This window comes from Candidatus Nitrospira nitrificans, from assembly GCF_001458775.1.
In the GTDB taxonomy this organism is placed as follows: Bacteria; Nitrospirota; Nitrospiria; order Nitrospirales; family Nitrospiraceae; genus Nitrospira_D; species Nitrospira_D nitrificans.
Genome location: NZ_CZPZ01000017.1, coordinates 1 through 24,588, shown reverse-complemented (window position 1 = coordinate 24,588; position 24,588 = coordinate 1). Strand labels below are relative to the sequence as shown.

The following is a 24,588-nucleotide window of genomic DNA, read 5'->3' as shown; positions in this document are numbered from 1 at the left end:
ATCGGGAGCGATGCTTATGAGGTGATCCCGGAGGTCTCTATGAAACCGGGGTAACCCCATCACTTTTCCTCGAGTCTCTCTATTTGTATGGACGCCCTCGGAAGGCCTTGTGCCTGCGAGGGCGTTGTTGTTTCCGCAATCCAGCCAGGAGGTGTTGCGATGAAACCCTTGATTGTGTTGTTTGCGACTGTTGTGCCGTTGACGATATCTCTCGCGTTTGCCAATCCGGCCATGTTGCCCAAACATCCCGGCTACCCGATGGGCAAGGCGGTCGATCCCGTGACGGGTCAATCACTGGCAAACGATCCAGGCCAGGCCAATGCCAATAAGCAAGAGGCGCTGGCTAACGCGGCGATGGTCGACGATGCGCGTTCGAAACAAAATCTTCCATTCAACCAAAATGACGAACGTCTCTTGGAGAAGCCGGGAGCTGGACTGCTTCCCAAAGTACAGGGCCCGAACATCACCATAGACCCGCCGGTCAAAGAAGGGACAAAGATGAGCGCTGTACCGGAATAACGAAGTTCCGATTTAGACCGTAGACGAACGTCGTCAAGCCCATTGAGTGCGGCGTCGGCGAGCGGAGCGACTTTGCCGCGCATCACGATGATTGGTTGCGCCGCATCGGCAACTGGGCTAGCTTGATGGCATGACGCAACTCGCCGAGAAATTAGACAAGAAGCTCTCCATCTGGACCTGAGGTAGCCGCTCAAGTTGAGCAAATCGTGACCGATGTGATCGAATTGGCCGACGCTCAGGCTCTGGATCTCCACCCCTCCGGCACAGTCGTGCAGGAAGTATTGGATACTCTGGATAAAGCCGGGTGAGGTGTGGGTGGCGGATCTCGGGCTGGCCGGCAAGATCCGTCCCGTCTTGATCGTCTCCCGCCATGATCCCGAAGCCCTCGTGCTCTCACTCTATATTCCGCCGACGACACAGCGACGACTGCCGTTAGCCGGCCATCGGATATCCGCGAGTGTGGGTGAGCAGTGCCATGAACTAGCGGCGGAGTCCGACTTAGGCAACCAGTCCGTTGGTATTTTGGATGGTACTTGCGCCGGCAGGTTGTCTCGGTTCGATCGAAGGAGGCGGAACTTCCGATTTTAGAGGAAGAGCGGTTTGAGAATCGTGGGAAAATACCGGGTTGGATAGCAGGACTCTTGTCTGCTTCTCGTCTGATTGTCTCGTCTCCCCTTTGCTTTTGTCGGTTAATGTGTCGATGAATTGCTCGACGGCAGCGGAGACGGCCGACAGACCTTTGGCGGCCAACGACTCGGGGGCAGCTTCGATGACCGGCAGGAACTTTCGAACGGCCTGGCTCACAGCCGGATCGTCTGGGATTTCGCCGATCAGAGTCAGGTCGCCGCCGACGTATTGATGGAGTATCTTACGGAGATAGAGGACATTGACTCGGGAACTATCGGATATCCGATTGATGATCAGTCCGGGCCGAAACGATCGCAATGCGGCAACCGCCACATCGCGTCCTTCCGTATCTGTGGCACCCGCGACGTCCATGACCTCCTCCACACTCGTGAAGTCTCGGTTGGAAAGGACCTCCGACATAGGGCTTCTCGCAAGAAAGCAGGCCAATACACGGCGGATCGCGGCCAACTTAATGAATCGGTAGAGATCAAGCACGGACGTCGGTTCGGGAGTGGCCACAGCCAGATGGATGTCGGCCATCAGGAAGAAGTCGAGCGCGTGAAAGTTGGTGCCCGCCCCGATATCGATCACCACTACGTCGGACTCCAGCTCACGGAACTGTTTCATCAGCCGTTTCTTGCGGGCATAGGCCATGTTGGCCGTCGCCAACGTTTCGCCCGTCCCGGCAATGAGACGGAGGTTCGGATGCATGGTGATGGGAATGGCGGCTTCGTTCAGCCGGTTGACTCGTTTATTCAGAAAATCCGTCAAGGTCACCGCCGGATTCAATTCTCCGAACATGATATGGGCATCGGCCCCCCCAACATCGAGATCGGCCAGGATGACTTGTCGTCCCCGCTTCGCCAGCGCCAACGCAAGGTTGGCGGACACCACGCTCTTGCCTACGCCGCCTTTGCCGGATGCCACTGAAATGAGCGTTGCCATGGTACCTGCCGTTTCGTTATCAATGAGAGGTGCGCGCCGAGGGTCTGTAGGGAGACAGACGTGAGTGATGACGTCATTGTATCGGTTGACGGAAAAATGAAAAGCAAAATAGCGGATTTCGAACAGCAGGAATTCAAGGCAACGACGTCACCATGCTCTCGAACGAACGGATCTGTGCTATCCTTCTTCCTTATCCCTCGGTGACACGACGCTCAGGAGGTTTCCACACGACCATGCGAAAGGCCAAGATCGTTTGCACCATCGGGCCGGCAAGTCATTCGCCGACCGTCTTGAACCGATTGATTGAGAACGGCATGGATGTCGCTCGGCTGAATTTCTCTCACGGCACACATGCCTCTCATGCGACAGCCATCACCGCCATTCGAGACGCGGCCGCACGGCGCGGCTCAGCGGTAGCGATTATTCAGGATCTGCAAGGTCCCAGGATTCGAGTGGGCCTCGTTCCGAAGGAAGGGATTGAAGTCCACACCGGCCAGGTGGTGAGGTTGCGGGCGTCCAGCCGGTCCAATGACCATGGGGTCGCCACAATCCCCTCCTCTCTTCCTGAGATCCCAGTCACCTATTCTTCTCTCACCCGCGACCTCCATGTTGGGTCACGGGTGCTCATCAACGATGGACTCATCGAGCTACAAGCCGTTCGCATGGCAGACGATCTGATTGAATGTTCAGTCATCATCGGCGGCATGATCACCTCACACAAAGGCATCAATCTTCCTGGAACTGCCGTCAGTGCCCCTACCCTGACTGATAAGGATCGGGAAGATATTCGCTTCGGCGTCACGCATGGCGTGGATTATCTGGCACTGTCCTTTGTGCGCGGCCCACAGGACATTGAGGCGGCACGGGCGTTACTGGCCGAGCATGGAGTCCACACACCGATCATCGCCAAGATCGAACGGGCCGAGGCCATTGCCGCGCTGGAGGAGATCTTGGAACAGGCGGACGGCGTGATGATCGCCCGAGGCGATCTGGGTGTGGAGATGGGGCCGGAAGCCGTGCCGCTTCTGCAGAAACGAATCATCGTCGAAGCCAATCGTCGGCGTCGTTTGGTCATCACCGCCACTCAAATGCTGGAGTCGATGACCCAATCCTTGCGCCCGACGAGAGCGGAAGCGTCGGACGTGGCCAACGCCGTTTTCGATGGCAGTGATGCGCTGATGCTCTCGGCTGAAACAGCCGTCGGAGCTCATCCGACCGAAGCGCTTCAAGTCATGGATCGGATTATTCGCGCGGCAGAAGAAGGCGCCGAACCGGGTGTGACACGCACACGCCAAACCGATTTGGAAAATCTGTCTTTCCCGGAAGCTGCTTGTACTGCCGCTGCCTCCGCAGCCAAATCGGTCGCCGCGAGCGCCATCGTGGCATTCAGTGAACGTGGGACCACCGCGCGATTGATATCGAAACAACGCCCATCCGCCCCCATTATCGCGCTCACGCCGTTTGAGCCGGTCAGGCGACAGATGGCCATCTATTGGGGCGTGCGTCCGTACACTGTGCCACAGATCGAGCAGACCGATGCGCGCGTGGAGGAGGCGGAGCGGCGTTCGAAATCGGAGGGGCTGGTCAAGCCCGGAGAAAAAATCGTGATCCTGTCGGGGTCTCGAGTGGGACAAGTCGGCGGCACAAACTTACTCAAGCTTCATGAAGTGAGCTAGGTCGTTCAAAAATCGGAATCCCACCATCTCATATTCAGCGACTCGCTTGCCTCCTTGTACGCGTAAGATCCTCCATGACTTCATGCCTGAGCATTCAACCCATGACCATAGGGGGTGCGGTGCTGCGGTATTGCTTTCAATCGAACAGGAGATTCCCCGGCGTTCTAACGACGCGCAGAGACCACGCGTGGCTCAAAACCAGCTCAGACGAAGGCAGGATAGTCAGTTAAACCGAAGACAGGCTACGGTCACGACGAACCGCGGTCGTGTTGCAGGAAGGTGCCACTCCTCGTTCTTGTTGTTGACGGAACACGGATATGGCAATTGTTTTCTCGATAGGGGTAAGACCTGGAACTTGGGAAGCGGCTTGTTCGAACTCAAGCAGACTCACAGTTCTCTGACTGCGAAGCCAGTAAATAAATGGCTTCCAGACTGGCTCAAAGTGATGGAACCACCAGGTTGGCGACGTATTTTCCTCTAAGCCTTTCCTGGATGACGCTACAAAAGTTTGAAGTTGTGGCAGGGGGTCATGCGCAACCTCATATTGATGAGGCTCAGAAGTCGGCAGCTGATGCAGCAGAAACATTCGTTCGTTCGGCTTTAAGTTATCCACAATTTCCCCATCCCGATCCGCACCATAGGTGCTGAGTTGTTTTAACCTTATCAAGCAATTCAGATGCCCAATACGTAATATTTCTATTTGCCCATGTATCTGGGACATTCATGCGCAGGGCGAGTGACTCGACTGTATGAAATCGTACGCAGGTGTATTATTTTTAGACAGATATCTCTCACATTCGACTCCTTGCGTCGATGTGGAGCTGATTCTTCTCTTCGACTAAAGCCACCGAATGGCCCATGTGATGCTACCGAGTTAAGTTAGGTTGGGCCCTTTCAAGCTAACAGCGGTTGGACTACTTTTGCGCAGTGAATACCGAGTTGGCCGTCCCAGGTTTCAGATATTGCGGTCGGGACCTCATAGCCCCGCGTTACGTTTTAATGCAGGATGGATGGCTCACGTTGTATTTCTACTGGAGATCTGGCTCACCATCTTTCCGCATCACTGGTACTCATTTTATTCTGCCGATAGGGAAAGTTTTTCCTGATCACCCTGCATCTTCTTCCCAGTTCTCTCCCACCGATTCAGGACTCCTGCGCTAACTCCACGCCGAATGGCACATTCAGCGACTTTCGATATGGCATAGAGCTTGAAGATGTGCGGATGTGAATCAGCCGGCAGGTCTCATCGACTGATGAAACGGATGGGTGACAGATGTTCATGGGACGAGTGCTGTTGTATCACCTTACATAAGGGAGAGAGATCATGGAAATTTCGGCATCACGTTTTTCAGCGATCAGCGGGTCCGGTACCTATCGGGATCAGATCGGCAGACCGGGAATGGGCGGCGCACGAGTAGATCAGATCGGGAAGCCGAGGACCGGTGGTGCCCCGGTGGATCAGATCGGCCGACCGAGGACGAGCGGCACCCAGGTGGATCAAATTGGGCGAGTGGTGACAAGTGGAGTACAGGGGGCTCAGATTGCGGGAGTGGTAGAGGGAAAAGCGCTGGTGGATCAGATCGGCCGACCTGAAACATTTGGAACACGAATGGATCAGATCGGGCGACCGGGGAAGGGTGATGCCCCGGTGGATCAGGTCGGCCGACCGGGGACGAACGGTACCCAGACGGATCAAATTGGGCGAGTGGTGACGAGTGGAGTACAGGGGGCTCAGATTGCGGGAGTGGTAGAGGGAAAAGCGCTGGTGGATCAGATCGGCCGACCTGAAACCTTTGGAACACCCATGGATCAAATTGGGCGACCGGAAATTGGCGACGCACAAGTAGATCAGATCGGGAGGCCGGGGACCGGTGATGCACAGGTGGATCAAATCGGCCGGCCGGGGATGAGCGGCACCCAGGTGGATCAAATTGGACGAGCGGTATCGGCGTATCAGGGGTCGGTAATCGGGGTTGTCATAGGTAGCCCGCAGTGGTTGCTTGAACAGACACAGAAATTGAGCGTATTGGGATAAGTAGGGAGAATTCCAGGGGGCTATTTCGAATGATCAGATTGATGAAATGGAGTGCCGAATTCCGAGTGTGATCGTCCACGTCGATTTGGGATCCAGGGGCGTAGAATGAAACTCCCCGCAGCAAGCTGCGGGGTATCACCGAACTAAAACATTCGGAGCTGCCGGAGATCTTCTTGCTGCTGCCGTTGTGGCTGCGAGTACCATTCGCGGTCTCTCAGTTGGCCCGTTCTCCTACGGTCGCCACATAGTATCCTAGTATCCGTCGGTCTGAAGCTCCAAAAATTCCAGCCGAAATCCATATCGTATCTGCATTGTCGCCTATTTCCTGATGCCCACTCACTGGCAGCTCAACTGGCCACGGTCAGATGGAGAACTCTTCGAAGTCCTTCGGAGGATCATCGTGCCCTATCGTAATGGTGGCATATCCACAATGATATGGTTGGGGCCGGTTCAGTGTATCAAGGCCGCTTCAAGTATGGTCTGTTCCCACTGATGAGGAGTTCTTGATCTTCGCGCGCTATATGGAACGTAATGCGCTGCGGGAAAAACTGGTCAGACAGCTAGAAAACTGGCGATGGTCCAGCTTGTAGCGCCGAACGCAAAGAGATCCGACACTCATCTTCTGGATGAAGTCCACGTTACGAGCCCTCTGCCCTTCCAATGTAGGATACCGCATCTCATGATGGCTGTGTACAATCAACTTCCATCACGGAGATGTCATGGCTCAGTTTCCTCATACGCGGGCCTACAAACGGTTTTCCTTCCATGCCCCGCTGATCATCGGCGGCGAATCCCATGTCTGTGAGGGTAGGCTTCTGAATCTCTCGATGGACGGGTGTTCGATCCTGTGCGATGGAGAATTGGCCCTTGGCAGCAGAGTGCGTGTGAATCTGCTCTTGCCGGATCAGGCATCGTCGCTACCTATTGAGTTGGGTCGAGTGATCTGGGTGTTGGGCCATGAGTGTGGAGTGGAATTTATCCAGCTGCCGTTGCACGCGAGGCTGCGTCTCAATCGCACATTGCGAGGCGCCCTTATCCAATTCCTGAACTCCCGCAGGAGTCGGGAGTTACCGGAACATACCGTCTCCGGCTTGTAATCGCTGGTTTCTGTTGGGTGTCATTACCCTAGGCAGGCCGTCTCTACGTCTTTCTAACCCAACCTCCCTCAGTACTTAGAAACGGAACGTTTCATGAATGGAACGGGGTTGAAGGCTATTCCGGGCTAGAGATTCTTCGGCCATAAGGAACCCAACTCCGGATACTTCGCGCGATAGTCGGCATGGCTGGCACGGATGACTTTCCGCGCTTCCTCCCGTCCATACACGCTGGTGATTTCAACTTTATGATGCGTGGTCCCGGGCGCACTCTTATAGGTCAAAAAATAATGCTGAAGTCGATCCATGAGGGCCCCCGGACATTCTGAAATGTCCGTGAAGCCTCCGTAGACGGCATCGTCTCGCATCACGGCGATGATCTTGTCGTCGGCCTCGCCGCCGTCGGCCAGGCTCAACCCGCCGATCGGCAGCGCCGTAAGGAGGATGTCGCTGTGTGGAATGCTCTTCTCCGACAACACACAGATATCAAGCGGATCACCGTCTCCCACCATGCCCTTGCGGCGAGCTCGTTTGGCGAAGATGCCGGCGACTTGGTCTCCTGAGTAGGTCTGCGGAATGAGTCCATAGTAAACGGGACAGCAGTTGGAAAAGCGCTGAGGCCGATCCACCTTGAGAAAGCCGCTGTTCTTGTCCACTTCATATTTGACCGTATCGGTGGGGACGATTTCGATGTAGGCCGTGACCACATCCGGAGCTTCCTCCCCGATCGATACACCATGCCACGGATGCGCCTTAAACATCAGCCCAAGCAGGCGTTGAAAGGGATCGCTTCCCGCTCGCATCGCAGTCGCCTTGTCCGTATCCTCTCCCCTTGTCTTTCCCTTTCGCTCTCTCATGGCACCTCCGGTTCTTTTCCGAACAACCTCGGCGAATGGCAACTGTTCTGAATCGTGCCCTAGTATCTCCCAAGATCTCGTTGGGAGCAATGGCTCCCTATTCTTTCGTCTCCCCTTCCGATCAAACGATACGAACGTAAGATCACTACTTTTCACCGGACATGGGCGCTCGGCGCGCGTACTCAAGTGCATTTCACATCCATCACGAGATCTGTGCTCTGAACCTCGGAGCGGCTGCACCTCATTATGAGCCATGAGAGAAAGGCTGGTCCCTGGATTGGTCATGGATTGACCACCGGCGCTGCCGTTCATCCCAGGGCTTTAACCAACTCTTGAGTCGAGGCAAAGACCCCGCTACACTCTCTTCTCAAATTCCTCGTGCATCAAACCGTCTGGAAGGAGAAATATGCGCGCCTTGATCGTACTCCCACTGGCCGTCATTCTGAGTGCAGTGTTCTCGTTCCCTTTGTCGGTCTTCTCCCAGGGTTTCCCTCCGTTAGTGAAGCAGAAGGTGGAAGCGGCGCAGAAGCAGGTGAAGACGATCGGCATGGACGAGTATCGGAAGCTTGTTGAGAATCCTGGTGCTGCCTTGATTGTGGACGTACGAGAGCCGCATGAGTACGCGGCCGGGCATGTGCCCGGAGCGATTAATATTCCTCGCGGCGTGCTCGAATTCAAAATCTGGAGTCATGTGGATTTTCCCGCCAAGACTGAGATGGATCGCCCTCTCATTCTGCAATGCCAAAGCGGGAATCGAGCCTCGCTCGCCGCGCAATCTCTCCAGGATCTCGGATTCACGCGACCGACGGCGGTCGTCATGAGTCTTGAAGAGTGGCAGACGGCCGGTCATCCTTTTACAAAGTAAGCTGTTTCCATCTCGGGAGCACGTGCTCCCTCTTGGTCAGGCAAATGTACGTCACGTTGCGCTTCGAAGGGGCCGTCTATCCCTTTGCCCCTTGCGAATGCCAGCAGGTGATGAAACTCCCGCCTTGCAGTAGACTCACTCTGTATGGATATTGATCTTTGACGATCTCGATATATTGAATGGAGAGCGACATGGCTCCGGATCCTTCTCTCAGAGTGATTGCCCGTGTCAGGGCTAAGACAGAGTATGTCGCACAGGTTCGGGACATCTTATCCGCGCTGGTTGAACCGACACGCCGCGAATCGGGATGCCTAAGTTACGAGCTTCTGCAGAATGGCTCCGATCCAACCGACTTTGTCTTCGTCCAACAATGGGCGAGTGCGGCAGCGGAACGGGCACATTTCGTCACCTCGCACATTTCCATTGCGCTGCAACGGTTGGCGGGATTGTTGGCCGCCGAGCCCGGAGATCTGTCGATATACTGTCATGAAATGACGTGGTGTGATGGGATTCCGGCACGTCAAGCTTGGCTTCGCCATTCATTGATGCAGTGCTATACTGCGCGACCATGACGCCTGTCACACCGGATACTGAACTCTCCTTAGCGTTTGAAAACCAGCGTGTGGTTGTTTCTCCATGGGGAGCCTCGTTACGACGCTACTTGCTGTTCAACGACGGAGGGCGGGAAACGGATATCGTGTGGGGCTATTCGGGTGGCGGCGGGAAGCAAGGCGGACAGGGCGACGTACTCATCCCGTTTCCCGGCCGCATCGGCGATGGGCGCTATTCGTTCGATGGGCGGCGATTTGAACTGGAATGCAACGACAAGGAAGGGCCGAATGCTATTCATGGATTCGTCCGCAGCCTGCCGTGGCACGTGCGGGACGCTAACGCAAACAGGGTGACATTTGAGATTCATCTCGACGCCGAGGCGTATGCCGGACGAGGCTATCCCTTTTCACTCGCTGTCGAGGTGGGGTATGACCTCGGTGCCTCCGGCCTCACCTGCACATTCGCCGTGCAAAACGTCGGGCAACAGGCCGCACCGGTCGGAATCGGTTTTCATCCCTACTTCACTGTTGGAACGACCACCATCGACGAGGCTGAGGTGCGGATTCCGGGAGCCGCCTATTTGGAATTCAACGAGCGGCTTATTCCGACGGGCAAGGTTCTGAGCGTGACCGGCACGCCGTGGGACTACCGGCGATTCCGCAAGATCGGTTGTCAGCGCTTCAACCATTGTTATGTACAGCTCGAACGCGACGCGCAAGGAACGGCTACGGCATCCCTGCGCGATACGGTGCGCAATCGCATAATCGATATTACGATGGATCACGCGTTTTCCTCAGTGGTCGTGTATACCGGAGATGCCATTGCAGACGCGCCACGAGCCGCGCTTGCCGTCGAACCGATGACCTGCGCGAGTGATGCGTTCAATCATCCGGGCTGGGGGCTGAAGCGGCTCGTTCCCGGCGAGACATTCTCTGGACGGTATACCGTGCGGCATCGCTTCCTGAACAAACCTGAGAGCGTGTTTCGGCCTTCGCAGCTCTGACGTTCCAGGCTCCTTGCCGCCAGTGTCCTACCAATCGGTTGATTCTACGACTTCCTCGCATTCGGTTGATGTTTTTTTCGGCTTGAGTCTCGTCTTCTTTCGGAGTACTGTGGCCTACGAAAAAATACCATGGTCGATTGCCAATGCGATAGGTCCCATTACAACGAAAGGAGCGCGGTATGAATATCCTTCACCTATTAGTCCTGGCGATCCTTTTCCTGCCGGGGATGGCCACTGCAGAAGAGTACGAGGTGTGGCTCAGTGATCAAGCCAATACTCAAGGGATTACATCCGCGACGCCAAATGGCACCCACGGCGGAAAGATTCGCATCTATGAGGGCGCCGATTTGGATCAAACTCCGCCGGTCAACAATCCAACCGTGCTTGATGTGACCGCTGATCTCTTCCCGAACGCGGACGTGACAACCGGCGCCCATGTGAGCCGAATGCACGGCATACTGCCTAGCCTGGATCACGACTACATGGCACTGAACTTTGTCTCCAGTGGGCATTTGGGAATTGTGGATGGGCGGACGAAGAAGCCGGTCTGTTTGTTCCGTACCACCGGCACGACAACGGGACGCCAGAACCATATGAGCTTTTGGATTCCGAATGGCCGGGGCATTATTGTGGCCAACCAGAACGGCCGGATACTGGAACGAGTCGATGTCGTGCGCAACGCCCAAGGAGATCCGCAGAGTTTCGTCTTCAATGCTGCGGCGAGTTTGGATTTAGTCGGAGGACCGGGGCGGATTCTTGTGCAGCCGATAGCTGTGGATGTCGATGCAGCGGACGGCATTCTCTGCTCTGTCTCCGGCACGGTTCAGGACGGACAATTGGCGACGACTCCCACAGGAGCGGCCAAACAGGCGGTCGGCATTCGTGCGTTAAACGCACCGATTTGTCCGATCCCTGCCGGCGACAATCGACATGTCTTCACAACACTTGGCGGCGGCGGGATGTTCGTGGTCGATGTTGGGACAATGCCAATGGCGATCGTCGGTGAGTACGATCTTTCGGTGGTGCGAGCCGCAGGCTGCGGCGGCGCAGAGGCCGACGGCTTCATGCATCTGAATACGGGCACGCACGGTCCAAATATGTCCGAGTTTTCCATTTACCGATTTGGTTTGGACTATCCTAAGGCCCCCGCCTTCAATCCGCCGAATACACCCGCTCCCGTGGCGGGGTGGCAAGATCCGGACAATGGGAAGGTCGCGGGGGTCGATTTGCCGGCCGGTGGCAACCGTGATGCTCACGGCATGGTGATCGTCAGGAATAATCAGTCGGGCGCAGCCGGCTACCTGCACCAAATAGATCGCATCCGAAACAATGTGGAAGTGTTCAAACTTTCTCCTCCATGGAACGATCTGGACAAACGCCATGAAGGCTCCTACAGCCTGACGGCGAGCGGCGTATGCGGTGGCACTGTCGGTACCACTCGAACAAACGATCCGACTCCGGACTTGGCGGATCTGACGCTCGGCGGAGTCCCGACGGGTAATCGGATCTACGTTGCCTTGCGAGGTCCCTTCCCCTTGACGGTCAGCCATGCGGCGGACGGAAGCTGTCCAGGACTCGGAATCATCGACCTGTCACCTAACCGACGGACGGGCGGTCTGACTGCTGTGATGGGAACCACGGTGCTGAATGGCGATGGGTCGAAAAATTTGAGTGATCCGCATGCGGCGATTGTGCGAAAGAAAACCCATTAGCGCTTTTGATCAAGAGGAAAGTTTGCAAAAGGGGCCACTTCCACCCTTGTACTGGGAGCGACCCTGCGGTTAGGGCAGTTCGCTCTCGGCGTCAGCCAGCGCATCACCATGACTCGCCCTGTAAACCGAGCGAGCGAGTTAGGCGACAGCTTGCGCCATCGGCTCTGGCCTTGGTGTCTCAGCGTGGGCTATCGTCAGGCAATTTTCCGTACGTTGGAAGGTTTGCCGACGATGAGATCGCGGTAGAGCTGACGAAGTTTGAACTGCAGGTCTTCGAACGACTCCCCTTGTGCGGAGTAGTCAGGATAGCCTTGCAGATAGCCGCGCCACTTGCCCTGATCTTGCGAGAAAATGAATGTGGGTTGATCCATGTGACGTATCCTAGCGAGACCCTGAGAATATGAACAGCAATTTCTGAGTTTTTACCAAAGTGTCTGTAGCAGATCCACCGACCGGCGTGACATCCTCCTACGTTCATGAACGATTCCAGGCGCACGTCCCACCAGTTATCGACCTTCTCATTCCAGTGGGTAGAGGCCAATCACTTGTCCGTTCGAGTGGCAACGGCCGGGTCCGGCGAGAAGCTGATACTTTGCCTGCATGGGTTTCCGGAATCCGCCATCTCGTGGCGACATCAAATTGATCCGCTGGCACAGGCTGGGTATCGGGTCTGGGCGCCCGATCTCCGAGGATATGGTGGCACGACGCGACCAGCGGGCATTGACAGCTACCGAATCGAATCCTTGATGGACGATGTCACCGGACTTCTCGATGCCGCCCGGGTTCAACGGGCCATTCTGGTCGGGCATGATTGGGGTGGAATCATCGCCTGGTACTATGCGATGCGGCACGCCACGCGTGTAGAAGCCTTGATCATTGTGAACGCGCCCCACCCCGCCTGTTTTGAGCGGGAAGTGCGGCACTGGCGGCAGTTGCACCGTTCCTGGTACATGGGAGTTTTCCAACTGCCCTGGCTTCCTGAAGAGGCATTGTCCGCCGGTCATGGTTGCATGATCGGTGAGATCTTTCGGCGTATGGCGAAGCAGATGCCGGACGATCTTATTCAACTGTATCAACGACAAGCCTGCGAACCGGGAGCCCTCACAGCCATGGTGAATTACTATCGCGCGGCTCTCCGCGGCGGCGGGGCATTGCGTCAGCGCAGGTTGGGATATCCTACCATTCACGTCCCTACTCTGGTGATCTGGGGAGTCCAGGATCAGGCACTCGTCAGTCAGAATCTTGATAGGCTGCACGATGTGGTCGACCAGCTGACGGTGGTGACGGTCGCCGACGCCGGACATTTTGTGCATGAAGACAAGCCGGAGCAGGTCACGCGTGACCTGCTGATGTGGTTGCAGTATCACGGGAGGACCTGATTCGTTGACCCAATAGTTGCCCCCTATCCTTATCAACTCGCCATCGGCCCTCTCATTTCTGATCTGTCTCAACGCGGCAAGTTTCCATCCGACTGCATGCTACTCATATCATCGGCATGGGGGCGCACGCACGGCCTATCGTGGCCGATGCGTGGAGACTCGAGACAAGCGGCATATCTTCGCCTGCAAGGCTGTGCACGTACCAGGGCTACCTGTTCAGTAAACCTGCTCGACGAACCAGATGCAGCATGTACCGCGAGATCGCCTATCGGAAACGACGCCTCGATGGCAGCCGAGCGTTCCCAAAGATGTGTGGCCGGCTGAAAAATTGGGCAGTGAGTGGAGAGGTTTCGACAACGAACTATGGGCGACCAGGCGTCGCGATAGCAGAGGGCGTGGTTCCCGCTAAAAATGGATTACCCACCAGAGCGGTCAAGGGGGCAAGTGTTCCTGTTTCGACGTTGATGATATACGCAGCCACACGACCCCCTTGAGGCGTCACGTTCGCGACGTACAGGAACCGCCCATCGGGTGACATCGTCAGGGCTACGGGATTTGCGTTCATCCCTGCTGAGACGGGATTGAGGTTGCCCGCCGAGCCGGGCACGAGCGTTAACAGTCCGTCACTCCCGATGGTGAATGCCGATATCGTGCCGCCACCATTGGCGGAATAAAGGAATCGTCCATTGGAGGAGATCATGAGGGAGTTGGGAGTCGTACTGCCTGTGGAGACAGGATTCGTGCCGGCTCCCGCAGGCGGCACCAAGGTCAAGAGGCCGTTTGCTCCGATTTGAAAGACCGTCACATTATGAGAGCCGCTGTTAGCCACGTAAAGAAACGATCCGTTCGGCGAAATGGCCATGCTTTTGGGCACCGTCCCGCCGGTGGAGAGAGGATTGGTATTTGCCCCGGAGGGAGTGATCAGACCGACAAGCCCGGTGGCTCCGATTGAAAACGCCGTGACGTTGTTGGACCCGCTGTTGGCCACATAGAGGAATGTTCCGCTTGGCGTGATCGCAATGGCTACGGGATCCGATCCGTTGACGGCCACAGGATTCGCGGCGCCGGACGTCTGCGGTATCAATGTCAAGGCGCCGGAGGCCTCTAGATTGAACGCGGTCACCGTATCAATGCCGCTACTCGCTACATACACATGTTTCGTGTTTGGGGCAATGGCCAATGCGCCGGGAGCGGCATCGACCGAGACCGGGTTGGGATTGGACGGCGTCGTCGGGACCGATAGGAGCGCACCTTCCGTAGAAATTCTAAATGCCGTCACATTATTTGCTCGACTGTTCGTCACATAGGCAAAAAATCCATTGGAGGACACGGCCATGGCGGAAGGCCCCGAGACGTTCAAGAACGGAGAACCGGGAATCGCCGTGAGGGTTCCGCCTGTTGTATTGATGCCGTACCCCGACACATTATCGGAGCCGGTATTCGCGACATAGAGGATCGATGTGGTGCCAAGCCCTCCTAACGTCCCTCCTCCGGTTCCTCCAAATCCCCCACCCCCACCACCGTCGTCGCCACAACCTGACGAGAGCACTATCAATGAAAAGAGCCCTCCCAGTAGTGCCTGCTTCAGGATCAAAATGTTGTGAGTGTCTCGGCGGACCATAGCTTGGTATATAACACCCGTGCGAAGCCGTGACAACGATGTAAATTGGGGTGTGGCACGTTGGAACGTGTGATCAACACAGAGTCGCGGTGAGTGGGAGCAAAAGAGGTGAAGTGCTGGATGGATGTCGGTGGCATGACTGACGTTTCCAAGATCAGCGTCTTCGCGCATAGGGAGCCTGCGGTTCGATTCATGAACCGCAGGCTCCCTGTTTCTATCCGATGGGGGAAGACTTACGGCCGACCAGGCATGGCGATACCAGACGGTGTCGTTCCTGCGGAAAAGGGGTTTCCCAACGCGCCACTGACTGGAGTCAGAGCGCCAGTTCCTGCTGTGATGGTATAAGCCAATACATTATTACTGCCACCGTTGGCGACGTATAAAAACAGACCATTCGGTTCAATGGAAACTCCGCTTGGCGATATGCCGGCAGCAATTGTGGCTGGTGATGTCAATGCTCCTGTAGTCCCATCAATTGTGAACGTCGACACGTTGTCGCTGCTGCCATTCGTCACATATAAGAAGTTTCCGTTGGGGGAGACTGTCAATGCATTGGGGGTGGTCCCAGCCGCAAAGGGTGAACCTGCCACCGGCGTGAGTGCGCCCGTGCCTGCCGTGATGGTGTAGGCTGACACGTTCCCACCGCCATTTGCGATGTATAAGAAGTTTCCGTTGGGGGAAACTGTCAATGCATTGGGGGTGGTCCCAGCCGCAAAGGGTGAACCTGCCACCGGCGTGAGTGCGCCCGTGCCTGCCGTGATGGTGTAGGCTGACACGTTCCCACCGCCATTTGCGACGTATAAGAAGTTTCCGTTGGGGGAGACTGTCACCGCATTGGGGGTGGTCCCAGCCGCAAAGGGTGAACCTGCCACAAGCGTTAACTCACCCGTCGTGCTGTTGATCCTGAATGCCGATACCGTGTTTGCTCCACCCTGATTGGTGACATACACGAATGCGCTGTTGGCAGACACAGTAATCGCAGAGGGAGTCGTTACGCCAGAAAATGGAGAACCGATAATAGTCGTCAGAGCTCCGGTTGTTGCGATCATGTACCCCGACACATTGTTGGACCCGCTATTCGCGACATACGCTATTCGCGAACTTATTCCACCGCCGTTTCCAAATCCTCCATCTCCGCCCCCACCCTCCGGACACCCACCAAGAAGCAGCAATACCGGAAGCGCGAGCCATGACAACGATCGTGTCTTCATAGGATGTCCTTTTCTTGGCATACTACGTACGATACCTATTTCTCCTATAGCACGAGACCATTGCCCCACCAACTAAAATGACCTTTTTTATTGGACTCTGATCGGTTCTCGCTGGCAGACTGCGTACACGTCGGCTCGAGATACAACTGAACTTGCATCACTCACTCACCATCCTCGGATCAGGCTACACGGCCAAGTTTCTCCTGCCGCTTGCTCAGCGCGACTACCCGCATGTCTTCGCCACCAGTCGTGACCCCGATCGGCATCTCGGTCATCTGAGGCCTGACCAACGGATACGATTCGATTTGGAACAACCTGAGACCTGGCAGGCGATTCCGACAACAACCGATATCGCATGGTGCTTTCCCCCAGTACCGATCGAGTTGGTTCGGCGGTTCGCTGACACCATATCTCTCCATACCCGTCGGCTGGTGGTACTCGGCAGTACTTCCGCCTACGACAGCGGAGCCTCCGCTGAGTATCCGCCACCGTGGGTTGATGAAACAGCCCCAATAGACCCGACAAAACCTCGCGTGCAGGGTGAGGAACTATTACGAACTATATATGGCGCCATTGTGTTGCGAGTTGCGGGGATCTATGGCCCTGGCCGCAATCCCGTCGAATGGATTAGAACAGGTCGAGTGAACCGCTCGCGCAAATATGTCAACCTGATTCACGTGGAGGACCTGGCTTCATCCTGTCTCGCAGCCCTTACCCATGCCGAGTCCAGCAGGGTTTACAACATCAGCGACGGAAATCCGAGGACCTGGATAGATATCTGTCAGGTGGTTGAGCAACGATGGAATATTCGATCCTCCGATTCTCAGAAGGCCACCGCCACAGGGAAGCGAGTGTCGAACAAGCGGATGCGCGAGTTGCTCAGGTTGGGTGGCACGGATTTACGCCATGGAGATCTCTTCGAGGCGCTTGAACTGCTATAGCGGAATTCGTTCAACGAAGCAACGCCATCACCGTGAGGCACACGAGCAAATTGTTCATCGCGTGGGCGACTATGCCTGGAATCAGGCTCCCCGTCCGTTCATAGATCCACGCCCAGAGGAACCCGCTCCAAAAGACACTGACGAAGCCGATCAGGCTATAGCCGTGGGCGAGGGCAAAGAGACTGGTGCTGATCAGGGCCGCAGGAAGGAATTCCAACCGGCGGCGGAGCATCGCGAACAGCAATCCCCGAAACGCAAGTTCCTCGAAGATCGGCGCGAAGATGACATACTCGAGCACGCTCACGGCCATGACGGATGGAGCTCCCCACACGAGATCCGGATCAAACCATTCCGTCCAGTGGTTATTGAGATTCAAGAATTCGGCAGCCCTCCCCATCACCCATTCGCCCCAAAGTCCGGCTGCGACAACCGCAAGCACCGTGCAGGCCAGGCGTCCAAGGTTATCTCGCTTGATCCTGAGACCGAATCCGTTCGAGAACGTCAGGCCGGCCGGCTTCAGCAGTCGAACGTAGGCGAGGACCAGCAGCGGTAGGTTAGCCAAGGGAATGGCCAAGGCACGCAACGGCGCATGCTGAAATGACGACGAAGACAGAATCATGGCAGTCGTGACGACTCCTAAGGCGCCGCCGCGGAGGATGACGGCAGCGGCAGTTCCTCCGGACCAAGGAGGTGGAATCCCGGGTACATGGAGACGCAGAATGTCCACCCGCTTTCCCCGGATTCTGGTCACCGCCACCAGCATGGCCGACCCCATCACCAGGCACATCAACTCGAACATGATCAATGGGCGGATCCATCGCTGGACCCGATCCTCTCGGAGTACCGCCTGCTCATCCACCGTCGTCAAGAGGTCCTGATGGCCCGCACGTCGAGCCAATCTCGCGGCAAGGCGATCATAGAACCATCCGCTCGGCAACGCTTCCGCCAGCGAGGCCTGTAACTCTGCCTCTTGTGTCCTATCAAGCGGCCGGGAACCGTACGCAGCCTCGATCAGTGGTCCGAATAGTAATGCCGAGGCACCACGGCCTTGCCACGCCTTGGTCTCGGCGAGCGCCGCCGTTTCCTGTCCGGATTCCCCGAGTAGAACGGCCAGCCGAAGCTTCGACAGAGGATCATCGGTCGTCTCAACCAGTTCCCGATACCACTGAATCGCTTGCCTCCGGGCTTCACCATCGCTGCCCATCGTCCAGTCAGCCAGCCACTGTTGCCATTCCGGCGCGCGCCGAAGGCTGTCTTGTGCTTCCAGGGTACGGCCCACCATCAGCTCAAGAGCACGATCCGGGTCCTCAAATCGCTGAAGTTTTGGAAGGGTTACCGAAAACCACAGCACAGCGCCGAGTGCCGCCAGCAGAATACCGGCGCAAACTCCGCTCACAACCAGCGACCATCGAGAACCGTACGGGGGAATCGATTGGTCAGGAACTATCGGGTGGTCGCGCTGCGGGAAATCCGATGATTGTCCGATGACGAGTGCTTGGTCGCTCATGGGTTGCTGACTATACCATGGGCCTTCACCCGGCCAAATCCCCTCAAAGTAGCTATACAGGTGTTGAAAAAATCCGCAGTAGCGTTCTCGCGGCGCTCAGGGGCTCAATGTACCACCGGACAAGAGCTGCCCGAGCAGCTCCGAGCGGGTCGGTGAAAAATGATTACGCCTCGCTTGGGATACTGCCGGCTCACCGTCTCGCCGGCACGGACTTGGCGGTTCCTTATTCGTCGCGCCGTGCGTCTTGCTGAGCGGCCTTGTCAACACCCCGCGGACGTTCGACAGCCTACTTAGACTAAGCCTAGGATTTATCGCATAGCCTCCCCTGCCTGACTTGGCTATACTAGCCCCGCGGGATGGAAGGAGCCTATTGGTGATGGAGAGCTTTCACGCCCCACGACGACTGCTCCTAGGGCCGGGCCCCAGCATCGTGCACCCTCGGGTACTCCAAGCCTTGGCCGCTCCGTTGGTCGGGCATCTGGATCCGACATTCTTGCGAGTGATGACCGACATTCAGAGCCTCTTGCGCCACGTATTCTCGACGACGAATCAGTTTACGATCGCCGTCTCGGGAACTGGATCAGCCGGCATGGAAGCGGCGGTCGTCAATGTTATTGAACCAGGCGACTCCGTCATCGTGGGTATCAACGGGGTGTTCGGTACTCGACTTGCCACAGTCGTTGAGCGCTGCGGAGGCAAGGCCGTTCGAGTGGAAGTTCCATGGGGGCAGGTGATCGAGCCCGATATGATTGCCGCAGCGTTCCGGCAGTCGAGCCCGGTGAAGGCCGTTGTGCTGGTCCAGGCCGAAACGTCGACAGGGGCGTGGCAACCTCTCGAACCGATCAGCGCCCTGTGTCGCGCGTACAACGCGCTCCTGATCGTTGATGCGGTCACGTCGCTTGCTGGAATCCCGGTGGAGGTCGATCGATGGGGCATCGATGTGTGTTACAGCGCCACGCAAAAGTGTCTCAGTTGCCCGCCCGGCTTGGCTCCCTTGACGTTAAGCCAGCGCGCGCTTTCCGTCATCAAGCTCCGCCGCTCTCCTTGTCAAAGCTGGTATTTGGATTTATCCCTCATTGCGGAGTACTGGACGGAGCACAACCGTGCCTACCATCATACGGCGCCGATTTCGATGCTGTATGCCCTGCGGGAGGCGTTGCGCCTGGTTGAGGAAGAAGGGCTTCCAGCCAGATTTGCCCGCCATCACCTGAATAGCCGCGCGTTGCTCGCGGGACTGATGGCGCTCGGTCTCGACCCGTTGCCTCCTCCTGATCGGCGGCTTCCGACGCTGATCTGCGTCACCATTCCAGCACACATCGATGAGGCAGCCGTCCGCTCCCAATTGCTGGAAAGGTTCGGCATCGAAATCGGCGGAGGCCTTGGCCCGCTCAAGGGAAAGGTCTGGAGGATCGGACTGATGGGAGAATCCTCGACGGAGGCCAATGTGCTGACGCTGTTGAACGCCATGGAGGAGATCGGGATTCGTCGCGGGTGGGTTTCGACTCCCGGCGCCGCGCTGCAAGCGGCGGCGCATATCTATAGCGGAGGGCGATAGGTTGTGACGATTGCCATTCATCACGTGCGCCTCATTGATGGGACGGGAGACCTTCACGATAACGCGACACTGCTCGTGCGCGGCACGAAGATCGTGGCAGTCGGCCCAAGCAAGGAAGTCGGAATTCCCAAAGGGGCTGTCCGCATCGACGGCCGCGGGCTCTCGATTATCCCAGGACTCATCGACTGCCATGTCCATCTGTGTTTGGGCGGAGAGCCGGACGTCGTCGGCGCGCTCGAATCAGAGCAGCCTGCCTATACGTTGCTGAAGTCGGCCACGCACGCGAAGGCGACGATTGACGCCGGATTTACCACGGTGCGCGACGTGGGATCGCGGGACCATTCGATCTTCACGCTGAAACAAGCCATTGAATCCGGCGTGATGCCCGGGCCACGCATCGTCGGTGCAGGACGCGCCATCTGCATGATCGGTGGCCATGCGCGGTTCATCGGCCAGGAAGTGGAAGGGACGGAGCAGGTCAGGCAAGCGGTGGCCGAACAGGTCGCCGCCGGCGCGGGGGTCATCAAGGTGATCGCCTCGGGAGGAGTGCTGACGCCCGGCACCTCGCCGGATGACGCGCAAATGACGATGGAGGAGTTGGCGGCAGCGGTCGATGCGGCGCAACAAGCCGGGAAACGAGTCGCCGCCCATGCCCATGGCGCTGGCGGGATGAAAAACGCGATCACCGCCGGGGTGCGATCGATCGAACATGCCACCTTGTTGGACGACGAGTCGGGAACGCTCATGAAGCGATATGGAGTCTATATGGTCCCGACCCTTTCAGCCTTGGCGACCACGGCGGCCTGCCGACCAAGTTGCGGCATCCCGGAAAGCGCACTCGACAAGGCTAAAGCGATGACCAAGCGCCACCGAGCCAGTTTCACGCATGCGCACCGGAGCGGCATTGCCATCGCCATGGGAACCGATGCCGGAACCCCCTTCAATTACCATGGGGAGAATGCGCAGGAACTTGAACGGATGGTCGCGCTCGGTATGACGCCGATGGAGGCCATCATTGCCTCGACCGCCACGGCGGCCCAACTCATCGGCATTCAGGATTCAGTCGGAACGCTGGCCAAAGGAATGGAAGCCGATCTTGTGATTTTAAAAGGAAACCCGCTCAGACGGATCGACGTGCTGCGAGAGCGGGACAAGATTATGGGCGTGATGAAGGCGGGGAAATTCGTGGCGGGAGTGCTCGCACGAACGTAGGTGGAGGAGGGTTTCGGAGGCTGTATGATGCGCGAACCAAAGCTCAAGGATCTCATGATAGATGAAGCCGGCACGGCGCGCCTGCGGGCCTCGGCGATACCGTATCATGCTTTGGTGAGCCGAGTGCTGAAGACGGACCCCACCAAGCAGACTGCTACGGAGTCGCGGCTGGATCAATTAGAGCGAGAAGTGAAACGGATAAAACGAATCCGCGTTGCCTAAGCACGACAATGGGTAGCCGGCTCACCCGGCCACCTCGATTTGCTGGAGTCCTATGAACCGCGGCAGATCTTCGCAGGCATCCCGATATTCTTCAAGACATAACCCCAGGACTTCTTTCAATTTCTTCTGCAATTCGTCCAAGCTTCTTGCCTGCGTATGCGCCCCTGGGATTCCAGGCACAAAGCCCACGCACAAGTTTATTCGCGGGTCCCATTCTAAGTAGGCGGTAAACGTCTTCATACAATACATCCGTTACAGCACTCCCTCCGGAATAGTTAGAAGAGAACGATACTCTAGCAGCGAAACCCGGCGGTGATGGTCGTATATCACCGCCGGACTCGCCGGCCCTGGTCGGGCCTCACAAGGGAAGGCTGCTGGATCGGGCGGCCCCGCCTCTCCCGACCAGGGGCCTGCTATACAGATTTAGCAAATCCTGTGCTGTCATTGATTCGCCGAGTTTTCGATCTTCTGAACAGCACAACCACCGTGGAAATCATGACTTTCGCGAATTCACATCTTCAAACTCCAGCCGGGTCTCAACCGACCAATAGAATAGGGTGAATCGGAACCGATACAGGTGAATCCAATCGGATTCACGTAACGCACCACAAGCTCTGGACCATCTGCAGGTGTCTCGTTTTTCTTTCTACCAGAGGGCCACAGGACAAGCGTGAGTTCATCTTCTCTTGGTCATCGAACTATTCTTCTCTTTCGCATCAGCTCACAGTCATCGACTTCTCAATACTGCTCTGTATTCACGCCGCCACGGACGCACCAGGTAGGAAAAGTGTTGGACGTATCGCCGCCACTTACTCGATCATCGACCAAATGTACTAATGACCCACCGATTGGAGCCTGTGAGGCCGACCAATAGATGGTTGACCGGACATGAGGAAAGACGCTCGCCTGGACAAACTGCGGCGCCATCAACGCATCCTGAACGCCCTTGAGCTCTGCCGCCGAGGGCAATCGCCAGCCGATCGTGCCCCCGACCGTTTTATCGATACAGTAGCGAGTCGCCTCCGTCCAGGTTCTGGGGGTAGCATCGGGCGTCTCTTCCCAAACCAACCCTGTCTGCTTGTCCAGCACAGCGCCTGGAAAGGCAATGACAAAGCGCGAAGCCGACGAATTGTTGGTGTCCACCGTGGAGTGGAATTGCTCTGTTGAATAATCTCCGACAGGCGCTATGATCTGGTTCAGTTTGTTGACCATCACCGTGAGTTGATTTGCCGAGGCTGCCTGTGCGCCCGTTGAGGGAACTTCACTTCCATAGTTCAGCAAGAGTCCGCCTCCAATGAGGACGAGGCCGGCCAAGGCACCTGGCCATGTAGATCGCATGGTACTCATACGGCTTCCCTCTATGTTGAGGGTGGATCATTTATTTGTATTCTGTGCGACATCAAAGAGCGCTCAGAATGAATGTTGTGTGTCTTCATTTTCTTTTCGTCTTACTCGTCCTATCGCATTTCAATACTGATCCGCATTCATGCCGCCACGGACGCACCAGATAAAGCTGCTGGAGGTCTTACTGATGACGGTCACCTGGCCACCACCAACATTGAAGAACACGCCCCACGCGTTCGTAAGATTACTAGCGTCCGTCGACGCCGACCAACGGGGAACCGGCAGGACATTAGTAAACGGATGGCCAGGCGGGAGGGTTGGAGCCGGCCACACAGAGGGATCGACTAAACTTGACAGTTCGGCGATAGAGGGGAGCCGCCAGCCTTTCTGACCGCCGACAGCCTTGCTGGCGCAAACCACGCGGGAACTGGACCAAACTGTCGAATTCGTGTCCGGCGACTGCTCCCACACCAGCCCGGTGTTCTTGTCCAGGACCGCTTCATTGTTGAATGCTCGAAGAATGACAAACCGTTGCGCCGACGGAAGGGCCTGATCCCACCGTAGAGTGGAATTGCTTTGCTGAATCCCATTGATGGCCGCCAAAATTTGATTGAGCTTATCGAGAATCTCGTTAAATGGATTTCCGGCGGCCTGCACACTTGGTGAGCCAAGTCCAGCTACGAACAGGACTCCACTGACGACAAGTGCTCCGGCCACGCCCATCCATTTCTTTTTCCTGTGACCCATGTGCTCCTCCCTTTGATCAATCGCCCTGATTCAACGGAGCCTCACCTTTCAACGCTTCGTCCTCTTTCATCGCTTCAATTTTTGCTCTTCTTTCATTTCCACCTTCGGATAGTGGATCTATTTCGATAAGATGACCTGCTCAGCTATCCAGTCTTCCTCGATTAATTGCATCGCCCGATTACGCACCAACTCATTCGGATCATCCAAGGCCGGTATCAGTGGATTAACCACGCTTCTTTCATTCCGGCATACCCAGGTCTCTAGAGCATTGAGCCGAACCCAGATGTCCGGCGAGGCAAGCGCCCGAGCCATCCACTCCGGTACGGCAAGGTTTTCTGCCGGAGCAGGACTTTGCTCAAATTGAACGGCAATAGTGGCAAGAGACGCAGGACTTGAGGTGACGGAAGAAGACTGTCCAAGACCGATACCTTCCTTTTGAGGACTGGCACCATGAGTTATCGTAGACGGCTGGACGTGATCGTTCGGACCACCAGGCCCGCAAGCGAAGAGCAGCAGGACGACAGTCGAAAGTACCGTTGTGATCATAGCGCCGGGAGTGTGGATTGATTGCATGTGATCAATCATTGCTTTATTTTCAAATGTTCTTTCGTCGTTCTTCTGATATGTGTGCTTTCATAACATGAGAATTCGGACACATAGGGGGACACATAGCGCGAGGTTCAAATAGAGCCTAAGAAATTGTTGAGGAATCCGGCATGAGATATGAATGCCGATGCTGCGGCTTCAGAAATAAGAACTGAGGAGGTAATACTTCACAAATCAGAGAAAGGCTTACGGCGGAGAGGAGGAAAAACTACGATGTGGAAAGGTTCTTGGTGTATAAGTCAAGACTTCATCGGACAGACAGCGAGTCCTCACCGGGTTTACGCCGCTAGGATTTTTTCCTTCGCCAAGGGCACACTGTCCAGGAACGTGTGCATCGGGGTCTTGCCATAACACCAAC

Annotated in this window: 23 protein-coding genes; 13 read left to right on the top strand and 10 right to left on the bottom strand. The window is 56.4% G+C overall.

What is annotated here, in order from left to right:
• The first annotated feature begins 159 nt into the window (after positions 1-159).
• Entirely contained in the window at positions 160-519 is a 360-nt protein-coding gene (locus tag COMA2_RS11675; RefSeq protein WP_090898153.1) for a hypothetical protein, read from the top strand.
• A 498-nt stretch (positions 520-1,017) separates the two neighbouring features.
• Here the strand turns inward: COMA2_RS11675 and COMA2_RS11670 are convergent, their stop codons facing one another.
• Positions 1,018-2,091: a P-loop NTPase gene (locus tag COMA2_RS11670; protein ID WP_090898149.1), complete on the bottom strand. Its 1,074-nt coding sequence runs from the start codon at positions 2,089-2,091 to the stop codon at positions 1,018-1,020.
• Between the two features lie 233 nt (positions 2,092-2,324).
• On the opposite strand from COMA2_RS11670, the gene pyk reads away from it, so the two are divergent.
• From pyk to COMA2_RS11655, 3 genes are all read left to right on the top strand, one after another.
• Entirely contained in the window at positions 2,325-3,767 is a 1,443-nt protein-coding gene (gene pyk, locus COMA2_RS11665) for a pyruvate kinase (RefSeq protein ID WP_090898146.1), read from the top strand.
• A gap of 1,324 nt (positions 3,768-5,091) precedes the next feature.
• Positions 5,092-5,802, top strand: coding sequence for a hypothetical protein (locus tag COMA2_RS11660; RefSeq protein WP_090898143.1), 711 nt, complete (start codon positions 5,092-5,094; stop codon positions 5,800-5,802).
• A 719-nt stretch (positions 5,803-6,521) separates the two neighbouring features.
• The gene (locus COMA2_RS11655; protein ID WP_090898141.1) at positions 6,522-6,899 is read left to right on the top strand and encodes a PilZ domain-containing protein; all 378 of its coding nucleotides are present in this window, start codon (positions 6,522-6,524) and stop codon (positions 6,897-6,899) included.
• A 125-nt stretch (positions 6,900-7,024) separates the two neighbouring features.
• Here the strand turns inward: COMA2_RS11655 and COMA2_RS11650 are convergent, their stop codons facing one another.
• The gene (locus tag COMA2_RS11650; RefSeq protein WP_090898239.1) at positions 7,025-7,699 is read right to left on the bottom strand and encodes an inorganic pyrophosphatase; all 675 of its coding nucleotides are present in this window, start codon (positions 7,697-7,699) and stop codon (positions 7,025-7,027) included.
• 460 nt (positions 7,700-8,159) lie between these two features.
• On the opposite strand from COMA2_RS11650, the gene COMA2_RS11645 reads away from it, so the two are divergent.
• The 4 genes from COMA2_RS11645 (at position 8,160) to COMA2_RS11630 (ending at position 11,885) form a co-directional block, all read left to right on the top strand.
• Positions 8,160-8,618 (top strand): rhodanese-like domain-containing protein, encoded by a 459-nt coding sequence (locus COMA2_RS11645; RefSeq protein ID WP_217490719.1) that lies wholly within the window; start codon positions 8,160-8,162, stop codon positions 8,616-8,618.
• Between the two features lie 191 nt (positions 8,619-8,809).
• On the top strand, positions 8,810-9,190 hold the full coding sequence (locus tag COMA2_RS11640; protein WP_090898138.1) for a putative quinol monooxygenase: 381 nt from the start codon (positions 8,810-8,812) through the stop codon (positions 9,188-9,190).
• On the top strand, positions 9,187-10,173 hold the full coding sequence (locus COMA2_RS11635) for an aldose 1-epimerase (RefSeq protein WP_090898135.1): 987 nt from the start codon (positions 9,187-9,189) through the stop codon (positions 10,171-10,173). Before COMA2_RS11640 ends, COMA2_RS11635 begins: the two co-directional genes overlap by 4 nt.
• Before the next feature lie 179 nt (positions 10,174-10,352).
• Positions 10,353-11,885 (top strand): hypothetical protein, encoded by a 1,533-nt coding sequence (locus COMA2_RS11630; RefSeq protein WP_090898132.1) that lies wholly within the window; start codon positions 10,353-10,355, stop codon positions 11,883-11,885.
• A 194-nt stretch (positions 11,886-12,079) separates the two neighbouring features.
• Here the strand turns inward: COMA2_RS11630 and COMA2_RS19805 are convergent, their stop codons facing one another.
• Entirely contained in the window at positions 12,080-12,256 is a 177-nt protein-coding gene (locus COMA2_RS19805; RefSeq protein ID WP_139077301.1) for a type II toxin-antitoxin system HicB family antitoxin, read from the bottom strand.
• A 174-nt stretch (positions 12,257-12,430) separates the two neighbouring features.
• Between COMA2_RS19805 and COMA2_RS11625 the strand changes: the two genes are divergently transcribed.
• Positions 12,431-13,264, top strand: a complete 834-nt coding sequence (locus tag COMA2_RS11625) for an alpha/beta fold hydrolase (RefSeq protein ID WP_217490718.1) — start codon at positions 12,431-12,433, stop codon at positions 13,262-13,264.
• A gap of 361 nt (positions 13,265-13,625) precedes the next feature.
• Here COMA2_RS11625 and COMA2_RS11620 read toward each other — a convergent pair whose 3' ends face one another.
• Entirely contained in the window at positions 13,626-14,885 is a 1,260-nt protein-coding gene (locus COMA2_RS11620) for a lactonase family protein (protein WP_139077299.1), read from the bottom strand.
• A 233-nt stretch (positions 14,886-15,118) separates the two neighbouring features.
• A complete protein-coding gene (locus COMA2_RS11615; RefSeq protein WP_175304553.1) occupies positions 15,119-16,096 on the bottom strand; it encodes a lactonase family protein in 978 nt (325 codons plus the stop codon).
• Positions 16,097-16,248: 152 nt separating this feature from the next.
• On the opposite strand from COMA2_RS11615, the gene COMA2_RS11610 reads away from it, so the two are divergent.
• Positions 16,249-17,037, top strand: a complete 789-nt coding sequence (locus tag COMA2_RS11610) for a Rossmann-fold NAD(P)-binding domain-containing protein (RefSeq protein WP_090898119.1) — start codon at positions 16,249-16,251, stop codon at positions 17,035-17,037.
• A gap of 10 nt (positions 17,038-17,047) precedes the next feature.
• On the opposite strand, the gene COMA2_RS11605 is transcribed toward COMA2_RS11610, so the two are convergent.
• Positions 17,048-18,544: a CPBP family intramembrane glutamic endopeptidase gene (locus tag COMA2_RS11605; RefSeq protein ID WP_090898116.1), complete on the bottom strand. Its 1,497-nt coding sequence runs from the start codon at positions 18,542-18,544 to the stop codon at positions 17,048-17,050.
• Positions 18,545-18,920: 376 nt separating this feature from the next.
• Between COMA2_RS11605 and COMA2_RS11600 the strand changes: the two genes are divergently transcribed.
• From COMA2_RS11600 to COMA2_RS11590, 3 genes are read left to right on the top strand one after another with little or no spacing between them, the layout of a single operon-like run.
• Positions 18,921-20,099 (top strand): pyridoxal-phosphate-dependent aminotransferase family protein, encoded by a 1,179-nt coding sequence (locus tag COMA2_RS11600; RefSeq protein ID WP_090898113.1) that lies wholly within the window; start codon positions 18,921-18,923, stop codon positions 20,097-20,099.
• 3 nt (positions 20,100-20,102) lie between these two features.
• Positions 20,103-21,311 carry a metal-dependent hydrolase family protein gene (locus COMA2_RS11595; protein WP_090898110.1) on the top strand — a complete coding sequence of 403 codons (1,209 nt, stop codon included), beginning with the start codon at positions 20,103-20,105 and terminating at the stop codon, positions 21,309-21,311.
• 24 nt (positions 21,312-21,335) lie between these two features.
• Positions 21,336-21,533, top strand: coding sequence for a hypothetical protein (locus tag COMA2_RS11590; protein ID WP_090898107.1), 198 nt, complete (start codon positions 21,336-21,338; stop codon positions 21,531-21,533).
• Positions 21,534-21,554: 21 nt separating this feature from the next.
• On the opposite strand, the gene COMA2_RS11585 is transcribed toward COMA2_RS11590, so the two are convergent.
• From COMA2_RS11585 to COMA2_RS11570, 4 genes are all read right to left on the bottom strand, one after another.
• Positions 21,555-21,773 carry a type II toxin-antitoxin system HicB family antitoxin gene (locus tag COMA2_RS11585; protein ID WP_090898233.1) on the bottom strand — a complete coding sequence of 73 codons (219 nt, stop codon included), beginning with the start codon at positions 21,771-21,773 and terminating at the stop codon, positions 21,555-21,557.
• 498 nt (positions 21,774-22,271) lie between these two features.
• Positions 22,272-22,871, bottom strand: coding sequence for an Lcl C-terminal domain-containing protein (locus tag COMA2_RS11580; RefSeq protein WP_175304552.1), 600 nt, complete (start codon positions 22,869-22,871; stop codon positions 22,272-22,274).
• Between the two features lie 129 nt (positions 22,872-23,000).
• Positions 23,001-23,624 carry an Lcl C-terminal domain-containing protein gene (locus tag COMA2_RS11575; RefSeq protein ID WP_090898101.1) on the bottom strand — a complete coding sequence of 208 codons (624 nt, stop codon included), beginning with the start codon at positions 23,622-23,624 and terminating at the stop codon, positions 23,001-23,003.
• Positions 23,625-23,741: 117 nt separating this feature from the next.
• Positions 23,742-24,197: a HEAT repeat domain-containing protein gene (locus tag COMA2_RS11570; RefSeq protein WP_090898098.1), complete on the bottom strand. Its 456-nt coding sequence runs from the start codon at positions 24,195-24,197 to the stop codon at positions 23,742-23,744.
• Between the last annotated feature and the right edge of the window lie 391 nt (positions 24,198-24,588).